Raw genomic sequence first — 25,606 nt, 5'->3', positions numbered from 1 at the left:
TAGATTCGCAATAGCTATGATGCCAATGAGGCAGATTCATCATGTTCGAATTTATTACAAGCAGTAGGATAGGGGGGCGAATACCTCTGGCGGCAGTATCTGGTTTGAAGGTAGAGGAGCTTCAACGCGAGGAGCCTGCCTCTTCGGTAGAGCAGCATATGCGTATCTACGCGGTGAATGTATCCCATCCGCTGGATAGCACTCTGCAACAGCGGTTGACGGCGCTCTGCTCGTCCAGGCGAAGAGAGCGGCTTCCGCGATTCTATCATCAAGAGGATGCAAGGCGTTCTCTCATGGCAGAAATGCTCCTGCGAGCGGCAATTCGCGCCGATTGGTCCCAGTGTGGCCAAGGAAGCGAGCTGCAATTCGCAGAGAATGGATACGGAAAGCCGTACCTGGAAGGGATGGAAGGTCTGCATTACAACCTGTCGCACTCTGGACTCTGGTGCGTGTGCGCGGTTTCTACTGTCCCTGTGGGCATCGATGTTGAACAAATCCATCAGCAGGAGCTTGATTGGGTGGAGCAATATTTGTCTGCTGAAGAGAAGGCTGAGCTGCGGAGCGGGACTGAGGGCGAGCGGATCAGACGGTTTTATGAAATATGGACGATGAAGGAGAGCTATGTGAAAGCGGTTGGGACTGGATTGTCATTAGGACTGAACACCTTCTCTGTCGTAGGCGAAGGGCTGACGCAACTGGCACCCTATCACATGAAGCGGTATAACCTGGATGCGCTACATCCGGTTGCGGTTTGCGCTGAAGGCCTTCATTTTCCAGCAACTATTCAGATTTATACGGCGGAAGGGATAGGCAACCTGTTAGCTTAAGGCGGCATCCCGGCGAGGAGACAATATGCCCAGCGTATCATGGATTTGGAACGGTGTATTTATATTGGCGATGCTTGCAGCGCTGTGGAGCATTGGAGCTGCGCTTGTTGGCATCAAAAAGGGAGCCCGGCGATATGGAGGGGGCAGCGGCTGGCGCAATCTCTATAACATAGGGCTGGCTGCGGCCTTCTACGGCTGGCTTGGCTTCTGTCTCTATGAGTGCAGAAGATTATTCGAACCGGAGCAATCCGCATCAGCCTTCTGGCAGGATGCTCCGGCATCGGGCGTGCTTGCGGTTGTTGTTCTGTTTGCTGCCCTCCTTCTCATTGGCGTTCATCTGACGCTGGTCATGCTTTATCCGAAGGAGAAGGAGAGACCTTATGGAAGCATGATGCTGCTCAGCTTTGTGAGCGGTATTGGCAATGCTTCCATGATCTTCGTAGTCAACGCGGCCATTGCGGGCAGCGGAACGGTGAGACTGCATATGCTGCCTTATTTCGTCCTTGGCATGCTGTTCTTCGTATTCGGACAGCGCTTGCTGCGTCTGAGACTGATTCGCATGACCAATGGAATCGTATACGACAAACGGATGGAGGTCATCTCCAACATTCTGAACGCGCCTTATGAGAATGTGGAGACGATGGAGCGAGGCAAGATCGAGACCTGCTTGAACAACGATACGGAAACGGTGAGCAGCTTCGCCAACAAACTGGTCAGCATGGGCACATGGTCGGTTACCATTGCCGCCGGCTTCGTATACCTGGCATTTATAAGCATGGAAGGGTTTCTGCTGTCGCTTGGCGTCGTCCTGCTTGCTTCAATGCTCTTCTTCACTCTGATCAAGTCAGCGAATCGGCTGTGGGAGGAAACAAGAGATATCCAGAACGTTTTCTTCAAATTTATTCATGATCTGATTTATGGCTTTAAGGAGCTTTACCTGCATCGGAACAAGGCGCGCGATTTCCGGGACAATATGGGAGCAAGCTGCGAGACTTACCGGGACAAGCGAATTATGGCAGAGGGCAAAGTTGCGAATGTCGTCGTTATTGGCGATATGCTGTTTGCCGCTGTTATCGGATGTGTCGTATTCGCCTTTCCCTATCTGTTCGCCAGCATTCAGGAAGGATCGCTGCGCAGCTTCGTATTCGTCTTTCTGTATATGGCCGGTCCGCTTACTTCGATTCTGAACTCCTTGCCGGAGCTGTTCCAGGCGCGTATCAGCTGGAACCGGATGAAGCAGTTCTCCAAAGACCTGTCGGGATTCCAGGAACGGCCTTGGGAGGAAGTGCGGCTGGATTCACCTGCATCAGAGTTAACACTCAAGCTGGAGGAAGCGCGGTATGAATACCGCAAGAATGAAGAGCAGGCATTTGCTGTCGGGCCGATCGATTACGAGTTTCGTTCCGGCGAGCTGATCTTCATTGTAGGGGGCAATGGCAGCGGCAAATCGACGCTGGCGAAGCTCATAACTGGACTGTATGAGCCCAAGGACGGCGTTGTGACCTTGAATGGCAAGGCGATGGGCGCCGGAGATATCGGGAGCCATGTATCGACTATTTTCAGCGATGCCTACTTGTTTGATCGTTTGTACGGCATTGACTTCGCCTCCAAGGAAGAGGAGGCCAACGGCTATTTGAAGCTGCTTGGCTTGCAGAGCAAGGTGCGAATTCAGGATGGCCGTTTCAGTACGACACAGCTATCCTCTGGTCAACGCAAACGGCTGGCGCTGCTCGTCAGTTACCTGGATGACAAGCCGATCTGCCTGTTTGACGAATGGGCGGCGGATCAGGACCCGGAATATCGCGAGTTTTTCTATACGAACCTGTTGCCTGACCTGAAGACAAGAGGCAAGTGCGTCATCGTCATTACCCATGATGACCGGTATTTCGATATGGCGGATAAGGTGATCAAAATGGAAATGGGGCGGATTGCATGAAGCTATTCTGTTTGCCGTTTGCCGGTTCCTCGGCAGTCATATACGAGAAGTGGAAGAAACGGCTGGCTGCGCATGCAGCAGTCATTCCGCTTGAGCTTGCAGGCAGAGGCGTTCGGACAAATGATCCATTCTATGAAGGAATGGCTGATGCTGCCAAGGATGTGCTGGAGAGGCTGAAGGCGCAGATGGACGGCACGCCTTACGGGCTGTTCGGACATTCGATGGGCGGCATGATTATGTATGAGGTATGCCATCTCATTCGCGAGCAAGGCTTGCAGCCGCCGGAAGCGCTGTTCTTCTCGGGGCGCCCTGCACCGGAAGTATTAAGAAAGGAAGCGCCGATTCACGAGCTGCCTGACGATGAGTTTGCACAGGAAATACTGGATATGGGCGCAACCTCGGCGGAATTGTTCGCGCACAAGCAGCTGATGGATATTTTTATGCCGATACTGCGGGCTGATTTCCGTTTGGTTGAGACTTATGTCTACGAGGACAGGGGTCCGCTCCCTTGGCCGCTGACGATTGTTGCGGGTGTGGATGAGAAGTGGACGGAAGCGGATTTAGAGGCATGGACCAGACATACAACGGCAGAGTGCCTGATTGTGCGTATGGAGGGTGGACATTTCTACCTGCAAGAGAACGCTGAGCTGCTGATGGATTTTCTCCAGAGCAGGTTGACGATAAGCAAGTCGATTGAGTCTTTGTTCGCTTAATGAGGAGGCAGGATGGCGATGAAACCATTTGTCCATTTGACGGATCTGCTGGAGAAGAGAGCCGAGAGTGGGAAGGGTATTACATTTATTCATAAGAAATCGGAGACCGCGCTGTCTTACCGCGAGCTGTATGAGCAAAGCTTGGCGATGGCGGCGGGTTTGCGGGCAAGAGGAATACGTCCCCGTGACGAGATCGTATTGCAGATCGAGGATTTAAGAGCTTTCGTCATCGCTTTCTGGTCCTGCATTCTCGGCGGATTCATACCTGTTCCTGTGACAGCCGGCGGCAGTGAAGAGAACAGGGAGAAGCTGCGCAATGTGTGGAGGATGCTGAATGCTCCGACACTGCTGACGGATATGGCTGGGGCGGATGATGAGGCAGAGGAAGCAAAGGGTGCTGGCAATGCGGATGACTCTGCATCAGGACCTTCGCCTGCGCGGGGGACAAGGATACAATTTGCTGAGCTGGAAGGCGATCAGACGAAATTCCCTGCTGATGGGCTGCCCTATCGTCCGATGCCGGATGATATCGCTTTTCTGCAATTCTCTTCCGGCTCTACAGGAGAGCCGAAGGGCGTTATTCTAACACATGGCAATCTCATTGCCAACATGAATGCGATTGTCTCCTGCTCCCAATCGGCGGATGGAGATTCGTCTCTCAGCTGGATGCCGCTGACACATGATATGGGACTAATCGGATTTCACCTGTCCCCGATTTATGCGAATATGAACCAATATTTGATGCAGCCCGCACAGTTCATGCTGAATCCGATGTTCTGGCTGGAAAAGGTAAATGAACACCGGATATCGTCAATTGCCTCCCCGAATTTCGGGTACAAGCATTTTCTTGGCTGGTACAAGAAGGAGCAAGCGGCGAGCTGGGATTTATCGTGCGTGAAGCTGATTTTCAACGGGGCGGAGCCGATTTCTGCGGAATGGGCGGACAAGTTCGTTGACGAATTGTCGGAGCATGGGTTGAACCCGGCTGCAATGTTCCCGGTTTATGGCATGGCGGAAGCTTCGCTGGCAGTAACTTTCCCTCCGGTGGAGGAGCGTCTTCTGGCGGTACACATCGAGCGGGAAACGTTATGTATCGGCCAAAGCGTTGACTTTGCGGAAGCGGATGATGAGAGAGCAATCACATTCGTTGATGTCGGTTATCCCGTCATGGATTGCGAAGTGCGGATATGCGGAATGGACGATACGCCAGCTCCCCAAGGGGCTGTTGGAAACATCCAGATTCGCGGAGCCAATGTAACGCAGGGCTATTACAACAATCCGTCGGCGACGGAAGCGGCGCTGACAAGCGACGGCTGGCTGCGCACCGGGGATATCGGCTTCTTCCGGGAAGGCAGGCTTGTTATAACGGGCCGGCATAAAGAGATTATTTTTGTTCGAGGGCAAAATATTTATCCGCATGATTTGGAGAAACGGGCAGAGGCGATGGAGGGCGTCGGCTACGGCAAAACAGCGGTATGCGGCGCAAGAGTGAAGGGCTCGGCGGAAGAGGAGATTGTCCTGTTCGTGCAGCATAAGGGGAAATTGGACCGTTTCGTCCCGTTGGCGGATCGGCTGATCCGGCAGCTGAATCGGGAAACCGGCTATGACATCCGTTATGTTATTCCAATTCGCACCATTCCTCGTACGACGAGCGGTAAGACCCAGCGGTTCAAGCTTGTGGAGCGATTAGCGGAGCGGGAATGGGATTCCGTGCTGGAGGAGATGGAGCAGCTAAGGCTGGCAAGCGGAGCCGCAGAGCCGGTAGAGGCCAATGCCGCCGAGTCTGGGAATGACCACCCGGATCTGATCGCAGTTAAAGCCATTTGGCAAGAGGCATTAGGAAGCAAGGGGATACGGAATGACGATCATTTTATGGAATTGGGAGGGAATTCGTTAAAGGGAGCTTACGTGCTTGGCTCTATTCAGAGAAAATGGGGCATTGAGCTTACCCTCAGAGACCTGTTCGACCATCCGACTCCTGTATTGCTGTGGGACCGTATTCGGGAGGAAGGAGCCGGGGCATCTCAAGCATGGAGAGCATTGCCGAAGGCGGAGCGGGGCGGGAATGACCAGTATCCGGTATCGGTTGCGCAGAAAAGAATGTACTTGATGGAGCAGGCGGACGGAATCGGCCCGGCCTATCAAATTCCGCTGGCATTGTCCATTGCTGGCGCCTTGAAGCCGGAGAGGATCGCGGGGGCGCTTGAAGCGCTGGTTGATCGTCATGAAACGCTTCGCACCTCCTATCACTGGATAGAGGGCGATGTCGTTCAGCGGGTTCATCCGGCGGCCGATATTACGCTGCCTATGGCGGTGATTGATCGGACAGCTGGCGATTTCGAGACCGCGAAGGGAGAGCTTGAGGGGCTGATCGGGGCTGAAGGGCTTGCAGAGCTGCTCGCTCCCTTCGATTTGAGCAAGGCGCCGATGCTGAGAAGCGCGATCTATACCGATGGAGAGAGCCAGCATCTATTGCTGCTCAATGTGCATCATATCGCTTCAGACGGCATCGGGATGAATGTGCTGATGCAGGAATTTGCAAGCCTGCTGAAGGGTGAAGCGCTGTCGCCGCTTGAGAATCAGTATAAGGATTTCGCGGTATGGGAGAGCGAAGGGGCAGATGCTGGACATTCGGAAGCCAGTGAAGCCTATTGGCGGAAGACATTGTCAGAGCCTTTGGATGGGTTGAACTGGCCGGGGCTTGCTGCAAGACCGGAGCGGCGCAGCTATCGCGGGGGAACGGTGACGATGGAGCTGCCGGCAGCGACTGTCGAAGCGCTCCAGAAGCTGGTTCAGCAGGAGAAGGCAACACTGTCCTCGCTGCTGCTGACTTTGTTTTCCACGCTATTGTACCGCTACAGCTCGCAATCGGCGTTGTCGATCGGAATGCTGCTGGCGGGCAGGACACATCCCGATACGGCGGGCATGGTCGGAATGTTCAACAATTATGTGCCGATAAGGATCCATGCCGGCGGTGATGAAACGTTTCACGAGGTATGGAGCCGGACCAGGGACGCGGTGCTGGATGCTTTTGATCATATTGACATTCCCTATGAGAAATTAGTGGAGCTGTCTGGAAGCAAGCCGGACCGGTCGCGCAATCCGCTATTCGATACGATGCTTGTCCTTCACAATCAGGCAGAGGCCGCTAATGTCGGGTTCGATGCGGAGGGCTGCCGATTCAAGCAGCAGACCGTTGCTACGGGATCGGCCAAGCTGGACTTGAAGCTGGATGTATTCCCGGAGCAGTCTGGCAGCTTGACCTGTATTCTGGAATATAACGAAGCGCTGTTAAGTCTGGAGATGGTCGAGCGAATGTCTCGTCATCTCGCGCGCTTGGCAGAAGCGATTGTTAAGTCGCAGGAGCAGAAGCTGGCGGAGATTGAGTTGATGGATGCCGACGAGCGGCGGCAGGTCGTGGAGCTGTTCAATGACACAGCAGCGGAGTTCCCTCGCGAGCTGACGCTGCATGAGATGTTCCGTCAGCAGGCGGAACGGACGCCGGAGCGGATCGCGCTGTCCTACGAGAGCGAGACGCTGACGTACCGCGAGCTTCACGAGCGGTCTGATCGTCTCGCGAGCCATCTGCGCGGACAAGGGGTGAAACGCGGCGAGCCGGTCGGCCTGATGGCGCAGCGGTCGGCGGAGCTGATGATCGGTGTTCTGGCGATCATCAAGGCGGGCGGCGCGTATGTGCCGCTGCCGCCGGAGTTCCCGGAGGACCGGCTGCGGTATATGGCCGAAGGCAGCGGCCTTCGCGCCATCTGCGTGCAGCGGGACTGGATGGCGACAGCGGAGCATGTCGTTGCCGGGGTTGGCGCAGCTGAAGCTGGCGAAGCGCAAGATGGCGGTTCCGCGCATCTGCAGGATGGGGCAGCTTCGCTTGAAGGCAACTCTGCTGTGGACGGCAGCAGCGATCCTTCGGCGCTTGGCGCAGGCATTCGCAAGGCCGATAGTGATCGTCCTGCCATTCTGCTGGTCGATCTTGACGCGGCGACATGGCGCGAAGGTGCGGTGGAGCCGGTCGATTCGGTGAATGCGCCGGATGATCTGGCGTACATTCTGTACACCTCGGGCTCCACAGGAAGGCCAAAAGGCGTCATGATTCGCCATGAATCGGTCATCAACCGGATTCATTGGATGCAGAGTGCCTACCCGCTAGGAGAGGGGGATGTCATTCTGCAGAAGACGCCGTACAGCTTCGATGTCTCGGTATGGGAGCTGTTCTGGTGGATGCTCGCGGGAGCGAGCGTGGCGTTCCTGCCGCCGGGAGCGGAGAAGGACCCGGCGCAGCTGGTGGAGGCGATCGGGCAGCGGAAGGTAACGACGATGCACTTCGTTCCGTCGATGCTCGCCGCGTTTCTGGAGACGGTGCAGGGCGAGCCAGCAGCGGCGCTTGCCGGGAAGCTGGCCACGCTGAAGCATGTGTTCGCAAGCGGCGAAGCGCTGCATACGGAGCATGTGGAACGGTTCTATGCGCTGACGCGGAGCTGCGGTCTTGCGGATGCGCGGCTGATCAACCTGTACGGCCCGACAGAGGCGACGGTAGACGTCTCGGTGTATGAATGCGTGCCGGACAGCGGGCTTGGCTTCGTGCCGATCGGTCGGCCGATCGATAACACCGCGCTGTATATTGTAAGCGGCAGCGGTCAGGCGCAGCCAATCGGCGTGCCTGGAGAGCTGTGCATAGCAGGGGTGCAGCTGGCATCGGGCTATGCGAACCGGCCTGATCTGACGGCGGAGAAATTCGTGCCGAATCCGTTTGCGCCGGGAACGGTGATGTACCGAACGGGCGATCTGGCGCGCTGGATGGAGAACGGCGAGATTCAGTACCTGGGCCGGATCGATGATCAGGTGAAGGTTCGGGGCTATCGGATCGAGCTGGGCGAGATCGAGCGAATCCTACTGGCATTCGAGCCGGTATCGGAAGCGGTCGTCACGGTGCGCGAGGACGGAAGCGGCGACAAGCAGCTATGCGGCTATGTAGTCGCTGACCGTGCCTGCACGTCAGGCGAGCTTCGCCGCCACTGCGGGGAGCTGCTGCCGGATTACATGATTCCGGCAGCGTTCGTCCAGTTGGAGGCCATGCCGCTGACAGCGAGCGGGAAGGCGGATCGGCGGGCGCTGCCATCGCCGGATATGGCGATGGCAACGGGCACCGCTTATGAAGCGCCGGCGAGCGAGACGGAGGAGAAGTTGGTTGCGTTGTGGCGGGAGCTGCTGCAGCGCGAGACGATTGGCGTGAACGACAACTTTTTCGAGCTTGGCGGTCACTCATTGAAGGCAGCGACGCTAACGGCTGAAATTCACAGGGAATTTCAGTGCAGCCTGCCGTTGCGGGAGCTGTTCAACAGGACAACGGTTCGCGAGCTGGCACAACTGATCGATGAGAAGCTGGCTGGCGGCGAGCAGTATGAATGGGGCGGAATTCCGAAGCTGGAGCCGCAGCCGTATTATCCGCTATCATCGCCACAGAATCGCTTGTTCGTTCTGCAGTCGATGGATGCGGACAATACGAGCTATCATCTGCCCTCTGTCCTGTACATTCACGGTCAGCTGAACAAGGATCGGTTAAGGTCGGCGGTGCACGCGCTTGTGGAGCGTCATGAAACTTTGCGGACTTCCTTCGTATGGGTGGACGGACGTCCTATGCAGTCTGTGGCGAAGGCAGCTCCAATTGTTTGGGAGGAATCGGAGTCTGAGCACAGCGATCTTGATTCGCTGTTGTCCGCCTTCATCCGTCCGTTCGCTCTGGATGAGGCCCCTCTTCTGCGGGTGAAGCTCATTCGATTCAATCAGGAAGGGCATGTGCTGCTGCTGGATATGCATCATCTGATCTCGGATGGCGTATCCTCGGTCGTGCTTGCGAAGCAGTTCGTTGAAGCGTACGAAAGCGGACAGCTGCCCGAGCTGCCGATTCAGTACAAGGATTATGCCCACTGGCAGCAGAATTGGCTGCAGTCGGAAGAAGCCGGGAAGCAGCAGCAGTACTGGCTGGATGCGCTTAGCGGCGAGATTCCAGTTATGAATCTGCCGTTCGATTATCCGAGGCCGCCAAGGCAGGATTATGCGGGAGACAGCGTATCCATTGCGCTTGACAGTGAGCTGGCGCAGCGGCTGTCGGCACTCGGGGCCAGCACGGGCACGACGCTTTATATGACGCTGCTGGCTGCTTTTACCGCATTGCTGCATCGATACACCGGACAGGAGGACATTTGGATCGGATCGCCTGTTGCAGGCAGGCCGCATGTTGAATTGTCCGATCTGATCGGCATGTTCGTGAATACGGTCGTACTGCGGGGCGAGGCGCGAGCCGATCAATCCTATCTGGAACTGCTTGAGGTTGTCAAAGAGCGCGTGCTTGGCGCATTGGAAAATGACCGCTACCCGTTCGAGGAGCTGGTAGACAAGCTGGCTGTTCGACGGGATGTGAGCCGCAATCCATTGTTCGATGTCATGTTCGTTCTGCAAAATACCGGCATGCCGAAGGTAGCATGCGGCGACGTTGTTTTTGAGCCGCATGAGCCGCGAAGATCAACCGCGAAGTTTGACCTTACGCTGGAAGTGGCGGAAGGCGAGCAAGGTCTGCGCTGCCAATTCGAATATCGCACCTCCCTGTTCCGCAGGGAAACGGTGGAGCGGTTGGCAAGTCACTGGCTTCGTCTGCTGGAAGCCATCACGAGTGATCCAGCGTTGAAGCTGGCGGAGATTGAGCTGATGGATGCCGGCGAGCGTCGACAGGTCGTGGAGCTGTTCAATGATACGGCAGCGGAATTCCCGCGCGAGCTGACGCTGCATGAGATGTTCCGCCAGCAAGCGGAACGGACGCCGGAGCGGATCGCGCTGTCCTGCGAGAGCGAGACGCTGACGTACCGCGAGCTTCACGAGCGGTCCCACCGTCTCGCGAGCCATCTGCGCGGACAAGGGGTGAAGCGCGGCGAGCCGGTCGGCCTGATGGCGCAGCGGTCGGCGGAGCTGATGATCGGTGTTCTGGCGATCATCAAGGCGGGCGGCGCGTATGTGCCGCTGCCGCCGGAGTTCCCGGAGGATCGGCTGCGGTATATGGCCGAAGGCAGCGGCCTTCGCGCCATCTGCGTGCAGCGGGACTGGATGGCAACAGCGGAAAGCGTCATCGCTGGGGTTGGCGCAGCTGCGGACGGCAGCAGCGATCCTTCGGCGCTTGGAGAGGGCAGTCGCAAGGTTGACCTTGATCGTCCTGCTGCCATTCTGCTGGTCGATCTTGACGCAGCGGCATGGCGCGAAGGTGCGGTGGAGCCGGTTGTCTCGGTGAACGCACCGGATGACCTGGCGTACATTCTGTACACCTCGGGCTCCACCGGACGGCCGAAAGGCGTCATGATCCGCCATGAATCAGTTATCAACCGGATTCATTGGATGCAGAGCGCCTACCCGCTAGGAGAGGGGGATGTCATTCTGCAGAAGACGCCGTACAGCTTCGATGTCTCGGTATGGGAGCTGTTCTGGTGGATGCTCGCGGGAGCGAGCGTGGCGTTCCTGCCGCCGGGAGCGGAGAAGGACCCGGCGCAGCTGGTGGAGGCGATTGGGCAGCGGAAGGTAACGACGATGCACTTCGTTCCGTCCATGCTCGCCGCGTTTCTGGAGACGGTGCAGGGCGAGCCAGCAGCGGCGCTTGCCGGGAAGCTGGGCACGCTGAAGCATGTGTTCGCAAGCGGTGAAGCGCTGCATACGGAGCATGTGGAACGATTCTATGCGCTGACGCGGAGCTGCGGTCTTGCGGATGCGCGGCTGATCAACCTGTACGGCCCGACAGAGGCGACGGTAGACGTCTCGGTGTATGAATGTGTGCCGGACAGCGGGCTTGGCTTCGTGCCGATCGGCCGGCCGATCGATAACACCGCGCTGTATATTGTAAGCGGCAGCGGTCAGGCGCAGCCAATCGGCGTGCCTGGAGAGCTGTGCATAGCAGGCGTGCAACTGGCATCGGGCTATGCGAACCGCCCTGATCTGACGGCGGAGAAATTCGTGCCGAATCCGTTTGTGCCGGGAACGGTGATGTACCGTACAGGCGATCTGGCGCGCTGGATGGAGAACGGCGAGATTCAGTACCTGGGCCGGATCGATGATCAGGTGAAGGTTCGGGGCTATCGGATCGAGCTGGGCGAGATCGAGCGAATTCTATTGGCGTTCGAGCCGGTATCGGAAGCGGTCGTCACGGTGCGTGAGGATGGAAGCGGCGACAAGCAGCTATGCGGCTATGTGGTCGCTGACCGTGCCTGCACGTCAGGCGAGCTTCGCCGCCACTGCGGGGAGCTGCTGCCGGACTACATGATTCCGGCAGCGTTCGTACAGTTGGAGGTCATGCCGCTGACAGCGAGCGGCAAGGCGGATCGGCGGGCGCTGCCATCGCCGGATATGGCGATGGAGACAGGCACCGCTTATGAAGCGCCGGCCAGCGAGACGGAAGAGAGGCTGGCCGCATTATGGCGGGAGCTGCTGCAGCGCGAGACGATTGGCGTGAATGACAACTTCTTCGAGCTTGGCGGCAATTCGCTGCTGCTTATCCGCATGCATCGTGTGCTGGAGCAGGAGCTGTCGGTGTCGCTGAGTGTAACGGATCTATTCGCATATCCGACGATAGCCAAGCTGGCGGAATATTTGACGCAGCGTGGCAGTGGATCTTCAATCGCGGAGATTGTGCCGATCCCGATTCCAGCGGATTGGCAGCCTTCATCACGCGAAGCCCATGCGGGGGATTTCCTGCGAGTGACGCTGGGACAGGCTGCTGTAGAGCAACTAAACGCTCTGTCCGAGCCGGAAGGAGTTGATTCCGATGTAGCGGCGCTTGCGGTTTATGTCGTGCTGCTGGCTCAGAATCTGAAGCAGCCTAAATTCGAATTGCCGGTATACGGCTTTGGCCCTGGCAACGGCATTGTGGTGCTTCCAGTCGATCTGACAGCGACGGGCGGGCTCTCAGAGCTGATAGCCTGGCTGAATGCTCAGCTCAGCAGTCTTCCGGCTGTTGATGAAATGCCAATCAGAAGCCAGTCTGCTGCGGATATATCGGATGCCTCTATCGTTCCTTTATACCGCAAGCTTCCGTCCGCGGCGCTGCCTGCGTCTTGGATGGAACGGGTGGATCTGCTGCTGAATGTTGGCATAGGCGAGCAATCGATCCAGCTCAATAACGAATACAACGGATCAAGAATTCGCAAGGAAAAGGTCAAAGAGCTTATGCAGCAATTCCCGACATGGTGCCGCAGACTTGCAAGCCAACAGACAGGCAAAGAGCAAGCGGCCGCCGCAAGGGATTAATATTCAGTAATTCTACTCCTGATCGCAGGCATAGATGCAGCGCGCGCGGAATCCGTGTACGCTGCATCATAAGCCGCGAAACGGCGTGCAACGAAATTCGAGGGATTTATAAATTGGGAGGCGTCGCGAAGTGAAATCAACGTTCAGGACGATAATGGGTCCGATTCTGCATGCTGCCTTATATGTAGGCGTGTTTATGCTGGTTTACATGCTGCACGGAGTATTGTTTATACAGAAGTATCCAGCCTATTTTGATTATATGATTCGCAATATACCGGTTTACCTGTGTGTCGTATTTGCTGTTGTGTTCCTGCTCTACCTGCTCATCTCCTACATTCAGCGAAAGGTCAGCAAAGGCAGGATTGAAGGTATAATTAAGGCCGCCAAGTTCCGCAATTTAAAGGCCGGCCAATGGGCGCTCATGGGTCTCATCGGTGTTGCCTGTACCTTCCTGTATATTTCGGTCATGCAGCTTAGCTGGGTTCGGGAGAACACGGACGAGCTGGCGAACTATGTCAAAGATTTCGGCAAAGCAGATTATTTCATCTATGTCATTCTCGGCGTTGGCTTCTTTGCAGTCGTCTTCGAGGAGCTGCTGTTCCGCGGCATTGTATACACTTCTCTGCGCAAAATTATGCCCGCCTGGGCTACAGTTATCGTCGGGTCCATTGTTTATGGCTACTTCCAGCCATCTCCGTGGGTCGGCTTCGTCGCCTTTTTCCTAAGCATTCTGTACTGTCTTGTCTATATTCGCACGCAGTCCATTTGGGCTTCCATCGCAATTGGAGTCGTCGTCAACTGCTTGATGATGATTACGCAAAGATGGGGCGTGCATGATGCCATGCTGAGGCGCACCAATGATGAGCTTCTGATGATTGGCCTGTTATGTCTGAGTGTTATCGGGCTGTCGCTGGTCTATCTGTGGAAGGGCGCGCCCGCTTTGAAAAAGCATGCCGCCACACTTGGAAAAGTCGTACTGATCGTCGCGGTCTACTTCCTCTTCCTGCAGCTGCTCGTCATCATTTGGGAAGGGTACGTAATCAAACAATTTCCAACTCTTGCGCCGTATGGCATTATCGGCCTGTACACGAATGCGCTGCTCTCGCTGCCGTTGTTCTACTTTATCTACAAATGGTTCTACAATAAAGATTTGATCGCCATCACCGGGTTCAGCAATGTCAAACTGAAGGTTCATGTGATGAATACACTGCTGGCGGTCAGCATGGCCATATGGGTAATGAGCCTGTTCAACATTCCAGAGGTGAAAGAAGCCGCTCCAGCCTTCCATGGCATTGTTGGTTTCTTCCTGGGCCAAAGCGCCCTCGTTTTCTTCAGCTTCTTCCTGATCAATTCACTCTATAAAGAGGTATTGTTCCGCGCGCTGCTGTTCAATGAAATCCGGCAGTCGCTGCCAGCATGGGCGGCAATGATTATTACAGGCATTCTGTACGGTATTATGTTCTCCTTTGCTGATTTACCAACCAAGCTGTATGGAACGGCTGGCGCGGTTATATTCGGACTGCTGTATATGTGGTACCGTTCGATCTGGGTCACATATGTCAATGAACTGGTGCTGTTCTCGGCGTATTTCATTATCCGCAACTATATAGGTGTTCCAGAGGATACGGCGGTGCTGTACACTGCACAGATCGTTAGCTCGATTGCCATTCTTGCGCTTATGTACGGTTTGTGGAAGTCCAGAGAACCAGGTCTTCGCACTCGCCGTATGGAAAATAAACAGAAAATCAGCGCTTGATCCCTACAAAATGCATTGGTATCGCGCTTCAAGTGAATAGAGGGAGGAATCGCAATGCTGGATAACGCATGGTGGAACGAGGGAGCCGAGGAAGAGGAAGAGATTGTAGTCGAGGAAACATCCCATCGCGACATCGCCATTATCGGAATGGCGGCCATGCTGCCGAAAGCGGAAAACGTCAGACGGTTTTGGAAGAATGTAACGGAGGGGGAGGACGCTATTGGTCCTTTCCCTTCTTCCCGTCGCGCGGACGTGGAGTCGCTGCTGGAGGATACGAAGCTTCCAGGCGGAGTGGTTTCCTATTATGACGGGGCCTATCTGGAGGGGATCGACAAGTTTGATTACCGTTTCTTCCGGCTGTCCCCAAAGGAAGCGGCTTTGCTGAGCCCCAATCAGCGGCTTTGGCTGGAGACAGCATGGAGCGCGCTTGAGGATGCGGGTTATGGCGGAGACAAGCTTTATGGCAGCAGAACTGGCGTATATCTGGGTTATAACGGGGATGCGTTCCATGATTATAAGCGATTGATCGCACAACGGGACCCATCTTCGCTATCGCTCGCGATTCCCGGGAATTTATCGTCTATTGTTGCCAGCAGGATATCGTATCTGCTGGACTTCAAAGGTCCCAGCTTAACGGTGGATACGGCTTGCTCCTCATCGCTCGTTGCGCTGCATCTGGCAGTGCAGGCGCTGCGAGGCGGGGAGTGCGAGCAAGCGCTCGTGGGCGGCGTCAAAACGTATCTGCTTCCAGTCGATCTCGGTATAAAAATCGGGATCGAATCCTCCGACTCGCGCGCCCGCACGTTCGATAATTCATCGGGCGGGACGGGCGGAGGCGAAGGCTCGGCAGCTGTTCTGCTCAAGCCGCTTGGGAAGGCTATCCGGGATGGAGACGCTATCTATGCCGTTATTAAAGGCAGTGCGGTCAATCAGGACGGCGCATCTATCGGAATTACGGCGCCCAGTGTCAGCGCACAAGAGGAGGTTATCGTCCGGGCGTGGCAGGATGCCGAGGTTGCGCCAGAGACGATTCAATATATTGAGGCGCACGGTACAGGGACGCGTCTAGGCGATCCGATTGAAATAGACGGGATTACAAGAGCGTTCCGCCGGTATACCGACCGCAAGCAGTTCTGTGCGATCGGCTCGGTCAAGACGAATATCGGTCATCTCGATACTACTGCGGGCATCGTCTCGCTTATGAAAGCAGCGCTTGCGCTGAAGCATAGGCAGCTCCCGCCGATGCTGCATTTCGAGCGGCCTAATGGCGAAATTCCTTTTGTGGACTCGCCTGTCTATGTCAGTGATTTGCTGCGTCCTTGGACGAGCGGAGAAGAGCCGCGCAGAGCGGGCGTCAGTGCTTTTGGCATGAGCGGCACCAACTGCCATGTCGTGCTTGAAGAAGCGCCGGAAGCGCCTGAAGGATTCAATATGGATGAAGGCAGCCAAATTGCAGCGCTATCAGCGAAAAGCGAGACGGCTTTGCGCGCGCTTGCGGCATTCTATGCCGAGTTTCTGAATGAACCTGATTCCGTAGAGGTTGCTCTGCGTGACTTCTGTTATACCGCCAATACAGGACGGGGACATCACAGCTATCGAGCTGCTGTTGCCGCAAGTACGAAGGATGAATTGCGGGAGCAGCTGAACAGGATCGTACAGCTGCTTGATGCCGCAGAGTGGAGCTGGGAATCGGCGGGTCCGGCGGGTCCGGCGGGTCCAGCGGGTCCAGGTACAGCAGGTACAGCGAGTATAGCAGGTACAGCAGGTTCAGCGAGTACAGCAGGTATAGCAGGTATAGCAGGTATAGCAGGTATAGCAGGTACAGCGAATCTGGCAGATTCGTCAGGTCGCGCTGGTGCAGAGGTTCGGGCGGACGATGCTGCAAACAGAGGAGAGGTAGCGAAAGGCATTTGGTTGGGCCGAGTTCAAGGAAGCCAGAACGAGATGCCTTCCGAAGTCAATGTCAGAAGTTTGACGGTGGAGGAGCAGGGCTCCCTCTATGTGAATGGCGGTGATATCAAGTGGGAGGAGCTGTACACGGATTCCGTCCATCAGCGGATCAACCTTCCTGCTTATCCATTCGACCGGACACGCTGCTGGCTTGAGACTCCCGCCGCTGTGGATACATTTTATCGCATACCTGCGGAGTCAGGTGCTGCTCTAGCGGTTAACGCTTCTCAAGCGGAGAGCAATAGAGAGGTTCTATTGACTGGACGGGCGGGAGATATTTATTCCGCTACAGAGAATATCGTCGCAGGCGCTTGGGGACAGGTGCTCGGTTTTCAATCACTGGGAGTGGACGATCATTATTATGACCTTGGCGGAGATTCGATTCTGGCGCTGCAAATTACCGGGGCATTGAGCGCCCGTCTAGGTGTCGAGATTGGTGTAGCGGATATTTTGCAATACCCGACGATTGCGGCGCTCTCCCGACATGCGGATCAGTTGAATCCAACTCTTGCAGCATCCGAGAAGGAAATCAATCCAATCGCGGAAACAGCGCTGTACCCGTTATCCCGCGCACAGCGCCGTATATATTATAACAGCCACTTGCCTGGAGCAGAGCTGCAGCATAATATGCCGCTTGCTTATACGATCGAGGGTCCGATTGATGCGGAGCGTCTGCAGATGGCTTTCCGCAGTCTGACGGAACGGCATGAGAGTCTGCGAACGACCTTTGAATGGTCTGACGATGGTGAGCCTATGCAACGGATTCACGGTTCTGCTCCTGTCGAGGTGAATCAGATTCATGTCGGGTCTGAGGAGGAGTGGAGCTCCTTTGTAGACACAGTTGTCCAGCCTTTCGATCTCTCCCGGCTCCCGCTATTCAGAATTGGTGTTGCTTCTGCCTCATCGGAGCGTCACATGCTAGTGCTGGATACGCATCATATCATTTCGGATGGAGCCTCGCTGTCTATACTGCTTCAAGAGATGACGGCATTATACGGCGGACTGAAGCTTGCTCCTGTTCAGGCGCAATATCGCGATTTTGCGCTATGGCAGCGGGATGTTATGGCGGGTGAGGCGATAGAAGCCCAGCGACGCTACTGGATCGAGGATGTATTGGCGGGGACGCTGCCCAAGCTGCGCCTGCCACTCGATTATCCAAGGCCGCAAGTGAAGTCGCAGCAGAGCAGCACGCTGCGGTTCACTCTTCCGGCTGAATTAACGGCAACGCTGCAGGAGATGTCCAAACGCCATCATGTTTCCCTGCATACGACATTAATGTCGCTCTATGCGGTTGTTATGAATCACTATTCCAAGGAGGATGATCTGATCATCGGCTCTTTGGTTAGCGGTCGGGATCAAGCGGAATACAGAGGTCTTGTTGGTGTCTTCATTAATTTCCTGCCCATTCGGGTTCAGGTGTCGCGGGACGCTGCTTTCGCTGAGCTGCTGCAGGAGGTCAACAGTCGGACGATTAGCGCCTATGCCAATGGTCTATTCCCGTTCGATGAAACGGTCGTGCAGCTGAAGGCGGGGACAGACCGCTCGCGCAATCCGGTTTATGATACGATGCTGGTCTTCCATAATCATGCTGCAGGCAGTGAGCATTTTCAGGCGGGCAACATGACATTCACGGAATATCCGCTGCAGCGGCATACGTCTGCGCTTGATATTAAGCTTGATCTGTTCGTCGGCTCATCCGGCGAGCTGAGAGGCGTGCTGGAATACGATTCCGCACTGTTTAAGGAAGAGACGATTGCAGGGCTGGCTGAGAAATTCGCAAGCACAGCAGCTTTGGCTGCAAGCGACAGCAGCTTCTCTGTAGGCAGCTTGGCACCATTAACGGTGGCGGAAGCGGAGAATTATGAAGCAAGGAGAAGGCTGAATGACCATGCGGAAATGACATCAGCTGTGCCGCTTGTCGATTTCGAGGTCCGCATCGCGTCCTCCTTCACCTCAGAGCCGGTTGAGCGTCATCTGAGAAGCTGGCTGAGCGCTTTTGGCATGAATCCCGTCGTAACGTTTGCTCCGTATAATCAGATTATTCAAGAGCTGCTGCAGGAGGATTCGAGCTTGCTGGCAGGCCGGGATGCACGCGGCTCTTCTGCAGGGGTGCTGCTGATTCGCCCAGAGGATTGGGTGTCTCCATATGCGGCAACAGAAGAGGAGAAGCTGGAGCGTCTGGAGAGTGACCTGGATCGTCTGCTGCTGCTGTTAAGTGACCGTGCGGACAGGGGTCCGCATTTCGTCGGCTTGTTTCCATTCTCTCCGGATGGACCCTTCGGCAGGCTGCCGGAAGCCCGGGCGAAAGCTTTCGCAGAGCGGTGGCGCAATCGGCTGACTGCTGTCGAGGGCGCGTTCCTGCTTGATGTGGCAGAGACAGCGGCTCGATACGGCGTCACTACTATAGAGGATGCGGTTACGAATGAAGAGGGCCATATTCCGTTTACAAATGATTATTTTGCCGCGCTGGGAACGGAAATTGCCCGCGCACTCATTGCATGGAAGGGCACGCCCTTCAAGGTGATCGTTGTTGATGCCGACAACACGCTGTGGAATGGCGTTTGCGGAGAGGCTGGGCCGGAGGGTGTGAAGGTTGGCCCGGCTTATGCGGCCTTCCAGCAGCTTCTGCTGCGCAAACGAAGCGAAGGAATGCTGCTGGCGCTGTGCAGTAAAAACAATGAGCAGGATGTATGGGATGTCTTCGCGGGCAATACGGGAATGGTGCTGGGCAAGGAGCATTTTGCCGCATGGCGCGTCAACTGGGAGCCCAAGCCGGATAATATCCGCGAGCTCGCCAAGGAGCTGAACCTCGGACTGGACAGTCTGATCTTCGTGGATGATAATGCGGCAGAATGTCTCGGAGTGATGGCGCAGTGCCCAGAGGTGCTCACGCTGAGGCTGCCTCAGGAAGAGGAGATGACGGCATTCCTTGATCATGTATGGGCATGGGATCGTTCTCGTGTGACAGGCGAAGACCGCAAGCGGGCAGACATGTATGATGCGGAACGCCGCAGGAAGGCAGCGGAGCAGCGGGTTGCAACGCTGGAGGAATACTACGAGGATTTGGGGATGAAAGTCAGTCTTCGATATCTTGCCCAGGACGAAGTAGCCCGTGCCGCACAATTGACGGTTCGTACGAATCAATTCAATCTTAGCGGCATACGGCGTACAGAGGGTGACATTCGGCAGCTGATGAAAGAGCCGGGCAGCAGGTTTTGGATCGTGGAAGCGGCTGATCGGTATGGAGATTATGGTCTGGTCGGTCTGGTAGCGGCAGCTGTTCGCGATTCCGTTCTGGCGGCAGATACGTTCCTGCTAAGCTGCAGGGTGCTGGGAAGAGGCGTGGAACGTGCGATTTTGTCTGGCTTGAAGCATGAGGCGGAGGCGCAGGGCTGTACCGCTCTTGGCGCGGATTTCCGTCAGACGGCCAAAAATATGCCGTTTCTGCAATTTCTTCAGCAGACAGGCTGGAGCAAGCAAGAGCCATCTTCAGACGAAGAAGGCGCGGTCGTGCCGTATTTGCTTCCGCTTGCGGATATTGCAGATGCACCTTCCCACATAGCCTTCTATGAGGGTGTCGCTTATGAAGGGGCGGAAGTTGTTGAGGAAGCGGCGGCAGCTGCCGAACCAGCGGAGTTCGTTGCTTCGGCAATCGTTTCGACAGAGACGATGGCTTCAGCAGCAGGACCAGGACCAGCAGAGACTGCGTCTTCAGGAACGAGAGTACTGAAGGGAACGGCTTCAATCGCTTCGGCATCATTGGATTGGAATCTTCCTGTGGAACGGGAGCAGCAGCTTCTTCACCGGGCATATTTGCTTCCGCTTCGCTATCCGAATGCATCAAGTGTATGGCAATTAGCGGCTGCTGATCAGCAGACAAAAGTAACGAGGACAGTAAATTACGAGGCTCCGGTCGGTGAATACGAGGCGGCTGTAGCCGAAATATGGGAGCAGCTGCTTGGCTTTGGACCGTACGGTCGAAATGACAGCTTCTTCGATGTCGGCGGCGATTCTATGCAGGCAGCCTCGTTGGTATCTCTGTTAGTTAGAAGATTCGGCGTTCGAGCGACATTGACCGATCTGTTCAGTCATGCAAGGCTGAAGGAAATGGCTGCTTTAATGAACGGCAGCGTAAATTCAGCCCGAGCCGAGTATGTAATCATACCGAAAGCGGCAGAGGCGGAATATTATCCTGTTACTTATGCACAGAGACGGATGTATTTTCTGCAGGAGTTTGATCCCTCCACTATAGCTTATAACATCCCTTCCCTTCTCATGCTCAAAGGGAATTTCGACCGGGATCGGTTCCATGCTGCGCTTCATGCATTGACAGCAAGGCATGAAGCTCTGCGGACAACGTTTGTCATGCGGGATGGGGAGCCTTGGCAGCAGGTGCATGAGCCTGCCGATGCTGCTGTGGATGTCGTAGAAATGGAGCTGGCCGATGAAGGGCTGCTGCATGACGCAGCCCGCGCAATGGTGCGGCCATTTGTATTGCAGCATGGGCCTCTTTTCCGAGTCGGCTTGTTTAAGCTTCGGGAGGACCGTTATGGCCTGTTGGTGGACATTCACCACATTGTGGCGGACGGTGTGTCGGTTAATATTTTGATAGCGGACTTCCTAAGCTTGTATGAGGGTGCTCCGATTGCCGAGCTGGACATCCAGTATAAGGACTATGCCGTCTGGCAGGCTGGACAGCAAGAGCATTCCGGGGCTGGCGTGCAGGAGCAGGTTGACGTTGGGATGCAAGAGCATTCTGCTTCGGGAGCGCAAGAGCAAGCTGGTGATGGAGCGCGAGGGCAAGCTGGCGATAGAGCGCAAGAGCAATCTGGCGATGGCGAGCAGGAGCATTCCAGCTTAAGTGAGCAAGAGCAGGCTTGGCTTGAGCGGTTGTCCTATGGCGCGGTTCCGAAGCTGGAATTGCCGCTGGACGATGTCCGGCCTGCTGTTAAGCGAACAGAAGGGCAGCAGCTTTCTTTTGAGATCGGGAAGGAAGAGCTGGAGGCGCTTAAGGCGATTGCACAGGAGAGCGGCGCGACGCTGTTCATGGTCCTTCTATCGGCATATGCAGCATGGCTTATGCGTATTTCGGGAGGCAATGAGGTAGTGGTGGGCACTCCTGTGGCAGGTAGAAGCACGCCTGGAACGGAGCAGCTGGTTGGCGTATTCGTCAATCCATTGGCGATTCGGCTGTTCCCTGAGTCAGGCAAGTCGTTCGCATCTTTGCTGCAAGAAGCAAAGGCACAAGTGCTGGCTTCGCTGGAAGGACAGGAGGTGCCGTTCGAGCAGCTGGTGGAGCGGATGCAGGTGGAGCGGGATTTGAGCCGCAATCCGTTGTTCGACACGATGTTCTCAATGCTGAACATGGAGCATGCAGACCTGTCGGAGCGGGAATTGTCCGTTGAGCAGCTGCAATGTGATTTTGGCATCTCTCAATTCGATGTCGGCTTGTATGCGCTGGAAGGATCAAACGGGCTCACGATCACCATTCAATATGCGACTGCGCTGTTCAAGGCGGAAACGATGGCTTCCTGGATTCGCGCGTTTCAAACGCTGCTGCGCGAGCTGCCTCGCATGCCTCATCTGCCGCTTGGCGAGGTGAGTATGCTGAATGCGGATGAGCAGCGGCAGGTCGTGGAGCTGTTCAATGACACAGCAGCGGAATTCCCGCGCGAGCTGACGCTGCATGAGATGTTCCGCCAGCAAGCGGAACGGACGCCGGAGCGGATCGCGCTGTCCTGCGAGAGCGAGACGCTGACGTACCGCGAGCTTCACGAGCGGTCCCACCGTCTCGCGAGCCATCTGCGCGGACAAGGGGTGAAGCGCGGCGAGCCGGTCGGCCTGATGGCGCAGCGGTCGGCGGAGCTGATGATCGGTGTTCTGGCGATCATCAAGGCGGGCGGCGCGTATGTGCCGCTGCCGCCGGAGTTCCCGGAGGATCGGCTGCGGTATATGGCCGAAGGCAGCGGCCTTCGCGCCATCTGCGTGCAGCGGGACTGGATGGCGACAGCGGAAAGCGTCATCGCTGGGGTTGGCGCAGCTGCGGACGGCAGCAGCGATCCTTCGGCGCTTGGAGAGGGCAGTCGCAAGGTTGACCTTGATCGTCCTGCTGCCATTCTGCTGGTCGATCTTGACGCGGCGGCATGGCGCGAAGGTGCGGTGGAGCCAGTTGTCTCGGTGAACACGCCGGATGACCTGGCGTACATTCTGTACACCTCGGGCTCCACCGGAAGGCCGAAAGGCGTCATGATTCGCCATGAATCAGTTATCAACCGGATTCATTGGATGCAGAGCGCCTACCCGCTAGGAGAGGGGGATGTCATTCTGCAGAAGACGCCGTACAGCTTCGATGTCTCGGTATGGGAGCTGTTCTGGTGGATGCTCGCGGGAGCGAGCGTGGCGTTCCTGCCGCCGGGAGCGGAGAAGGACCCGGCGCAGCTTGTGGAGGCGATCGGGCAGCGGAAGGTAACGACGATGCACTTCGTTCCGTCGATGCTCGCTGCGTTTCTGGAGACGGTGCAGGGCGAGCCAGTGGCGGCGCTTGCCGGGAAGCTGGCAACGCTGAAGCATGTGTTCGCAAGCGGTGAAGCGCTGCATACGGAGCATGTGGAACGGTTCTATGCGCTGACGCGGAGCTGTGGTCTTGCGGATACGCGGCTGATCAACCTGTACGGCCCGACAGAGGCGACGGTAGACGTCTCGGTGTATGAATGCGTGCCGGACAGCGGGCTTGGTTTCGTGCCGATCGGCCGACCGATCGATAATACCGCGCTGTATATTGTAAGCGGCAGCGGTCAGGCGCAGCCAATCGGCGTGCCTGGAGAGCTGTGCATAGCAGGCGTGCAACTGGCATCGGGCTATGCGAACCGTCCTGATCTGACGGCGGAGAAATTCGTGCCGAATCCGTTCGCGCCGGGAACGGTGATGTACCGAACGGGCGATCTGGCGCGCTGGATGGAGAACGGCGAGATTCAGTACCTGGGCCGGATCGATGATCAGGTGAAGGTGCGGGGCTATCGGATCGAGCTGGGCGAGATCGAGCGAATCCTACTGGCATTCGAGTCGGTATCGGAAGCGGTCGTCACGGTGCGCGAAGACGGAAGCGGCGACAAGCAGCTATGCGGCTATGTGGTCGCTGACCGTGCCTGCACGTCAGGCGAGCTTCGCCGCCACTGCGGGGAGCTGCTGCCGGATTACATGATTCCGGCAGCGTTCGTACAGTTGGAGGCCATGCCGCTGACAGCGAGCGGCAAGGCGGATCGGCGGGCGCTGCCATCGCCGGATATGGCGATGGCAACGGGCACTGCCTATGAAGCGCCGGCAAGCGAGACGGAAGAGAGGCTGGCTGCGTTATGGCGGGAGCTGCTGCAGCGCGAGCAGATTGGCGTGAATGACAACTTCTTTGAGCTTGGCGGCCATTCGTTGAAGGCGGCTGCTCTGACCGCCAAGATTGAGCAGTCTTTCTCAATCCGGCTTGCACTCAAAGAGCTGTTCCTTCATCCGACGATCCGTCAGCTGGCGGCCGTTATTGAGGAAGAGGGCAATTCAGCGACGACCTTCTTCAATATTCCGAAGGCGAGCAAGAAGCTGTATTATCCTGTCTCCTCCGCCCAGAAACAAATGCTCATTCATGGGCAGTTCAATCCTGGCAGCTTGTCCTATAATATGCCGACAGTATTGAAGCTGACGGGCAAGCTCGATGCGGAGCAGTTCAAGCTCGCTCTGAATGAGCTTATCGCGCGGCATGAATCGCTGCGAACATCTTTTATGCAGGTCAAAGGCCAAATGATGCAGCAGGTTCATGAGCAGGTGGAGCTTCCTCTGCAATTATCAACCAAAGAGGACTTCTTCCGTGGAGAGGATGAGCATGTAGAGGAAGCGTTGAGCGGGTGGCTTCAGCCTTTCGTTACAAGCCAAGCGCCTCTGTTCAGGGCTGAACTGGTCCAGCTTGATCCAGACACTCATCTGCTTCTGTTCGATATCCATCATCTTGTGTCAGATGGCGTATCGGGAGGCATCCTGATTCGGGATTTGATCGCATTGTATTCGGGAAGCGAGCTGCCAGTCATAGGCGCTCAGCTGAAGGATTACACGGAATGGCTGCAGCGCAGCGATTCCGGTATCGATATGGACAAGCATCGGACATTCTGGACGGAGCAATTCGCAGGCGGCGTGCCTCAGCTGAATTTGCCGACAGATGCCCCCCGATCGGTATTGAACGATTTAGCCAGCAGAGATGAGGGGGCCCGCTGCCGTGTGACCATACATGCGGAGCAGGCATCGGCGCTGTACGATTTGGCCGGACGGTCAGGCGGCACATTATTCATGGTGCTGTTCGCAGGGTATCAGGCTATGCTCGGACGCTGGTCTGGAATTGATGATGTCGTAACAGGCGTGCCTGTGGCCAACCGCTCGCATCCAGACCTGAGCGATACCGCAGGATTGCTGCTCAATACGCTGGCGCTTCGCAGCCGGCCGACTCGGACGATGTCATTCGAGCAGTGGGTTCAGGAAGTGAAACACAATGTTCTGCACGCCTTCGAGCTTCCGTGGCTGCCGATGGAGGAATTGGTGGAGCTGCTGGATGAAGCAGGAAGCATTCGTTGGGATACGACGCGGCATCCGTTATTCAATACGATGTTCGTGCTGCAAAATATGGATACAGGGCCGACGCATACTGGACAATTGCAATGGCAGCCTGTGGAGGTGAATTTCGCTTCCGCCAAGCTGGATTTGGTTGTGCAGGCGGAAGAGCGAAACGGTGCAATTGAGCTAATATTCGAATACCGTTCCAGCTTATTCCATGCGAATACGGTCATGCGAATGGCTGAGGATTACATGCGGATGCTTGAGCGGGGTGCCGCTGACCCGCAAGCGTCTTTGGAAAGGTTAACGGGGGCCGGACAAACAAGTGAAGCCGCCCCGCCGGAACCAAAGGTTTTTGAGAAGCGGTCATTGTTCGAAGAAGAATTTGATTTTTAATTCGAAGAAGTATTTGATTTGTAAAGAAAAGTGGTTTGCAGAAAGGCGGTCGGACTATTCCTTATCGGAAGGTCTGGCCGTTTTTTTGTCCTATTTTAATGGGGAAGGAATCAGGCTCTCGTTCTGCCGGGGTGGTTTACAGGCGATT

Annotated in this window: 6 protein-coding genes; all 6 read left to right on the top strand. The window is 56.1% G+C overall.

Annotated features, from left to right (window positions below; genetic code table 11):
- Nucleotides 1-41 precede the first annotated feature (41 nt).
- The 6 genes from L6H65_RS11510 (at nucleotide 42) to L6H65_RS11485 (ending at nucleotide 25,458) form a co-directional block, all read left to right on the top strand.
- Nucleotides 42-827: a 4'-phosphopantetheinyl transferase family protein gene (locus L6H65_RS11510; protein WP_236342162.1), complete on the top strand. Its 786-nt coding sequence runs from the start codon at nucleotides 42-44 to the stop codon at nucleotides 825-827.
- Between the two features lie 25 nt (nucleotides 828-852).
- Complete coding sequence (locus L6H65_RS11505; protein WP_236342153.1) at nucleotides 853-2,763, top strand: cyclic peptide export ABC transporter; 1,911 nt, start codon at nucleotides 853-855, stop codon at nucleotides 2,761-2,763.
- Nucleotides 2,760-3,476, top strand: a complete 717-nt coding sequence (locus tag L6H65_RS11500) for a thioesterase II family protein (protein ID WP_236342151.1) — start codon at nucleotides 2,760-2,762, stop codon at nucleotides 3,474-3,476. The genes L6H65_RS11505 and L6H65_RS11500 overlap by 4 nt, the downstream gene beginning before the upstream one ends.
- An 18-nt stretch (nucleotides 3,477-3,494) precedes the next feature.
- Nucleotides 3,495-12,770 carry a non-ribosomal peptide synthetase gene (locus tag L6H65_RS11495; RefSeq protein ID WP_236342149.1) on the top strand — a complete coding sequence of 3,092 codons (9,276 nt, stop codon included), beginning with the start codon at nucleotides 3,495-3,497 and terminating at the stop codon, nucleotides 12,768-12,770.
- Between the two features lie 130 nt (nucleotides 12,771-12,900).
- Complete coding sequence (locus tag L6H65_RS11490; RefSeq protein ID WP_236342142.1) at nucleotides 12,901-14,526, top strand: CPBP family intramembrane glutamic endopeptidase; 1,626 nt, start codon at nucleotides 12,901-12,903, stop codon at nucleotides 14,524-14,526.
- Between the two features lie 54 nt (nucleotides 14,527-14,580).
- On the top strand, nucleotides 14,581-25,458 hold the full coding sequence (locus L6H65_RS11485) for a non-ribosomal peptide synthetase (RefSeq protein ID WP_236342133.1): 10,878 nt from the start codon (nucleotides 14,581-14,583) through the stop codon (nucleotides 25,456-25,458).
- The last annotated feature ends 148 nt before the right edge of the window (nucleotides 25,459-25,606 follow it).

It is taken from the genome of Paenibacillus plantiphilus, from assembly GCF_927798095.1.
GTDB lineage: Bacteria > Bacillota > Bacilli > Paenibacillales > Paenibacillaceae > Paenibacillus_Z > Paenibacillus_Z plantiphilus.
This window is presented reverse-complemented; position numbering and strand designations above follow the sequence as displayed.

What these genes read in the sequence shown, in the direction of transcription:
- L6H65_RS11505 (WP_236342153.1), top strand. Translation starts at nt 853, where the DNA reads ATGCCCAGCGTATCATGGATTTGGAACGGTGTATTTATATTGGCGATG.
- L6H65_RS11510 (WP_236342162.1), top strand. Translation starts at nt 42, where the DNA reads ATGTTCGAATTTATTACAAGCAGTAGGATAGGGGGGCGAATACCTCTG.
- L6H65_RS11485 (WP_236342133.1), top strand. Translation starts at nt 14,581, where the DNA reads ATGCTGGATAACGCATGGTGGAACGAGGGAGCCGAGGAAGAGGAAGAG.
- L6H65_RS11495 (WP_236342149.1), top strand. Translation starts at nt 3,495, where the DNA reads ATGAAACCATTTGTCCATTTGACGGATCTGCTGGAGAAGAGAGCCGAG.
- L6H65_RS11500 (WP_236342151.1), top strand. Translation starts at nt 2,760, where the DNA reads ATGAAGCTATTCTGTTTGCCGTTTGCCGGTTCCTCGGCAGTCATATAC.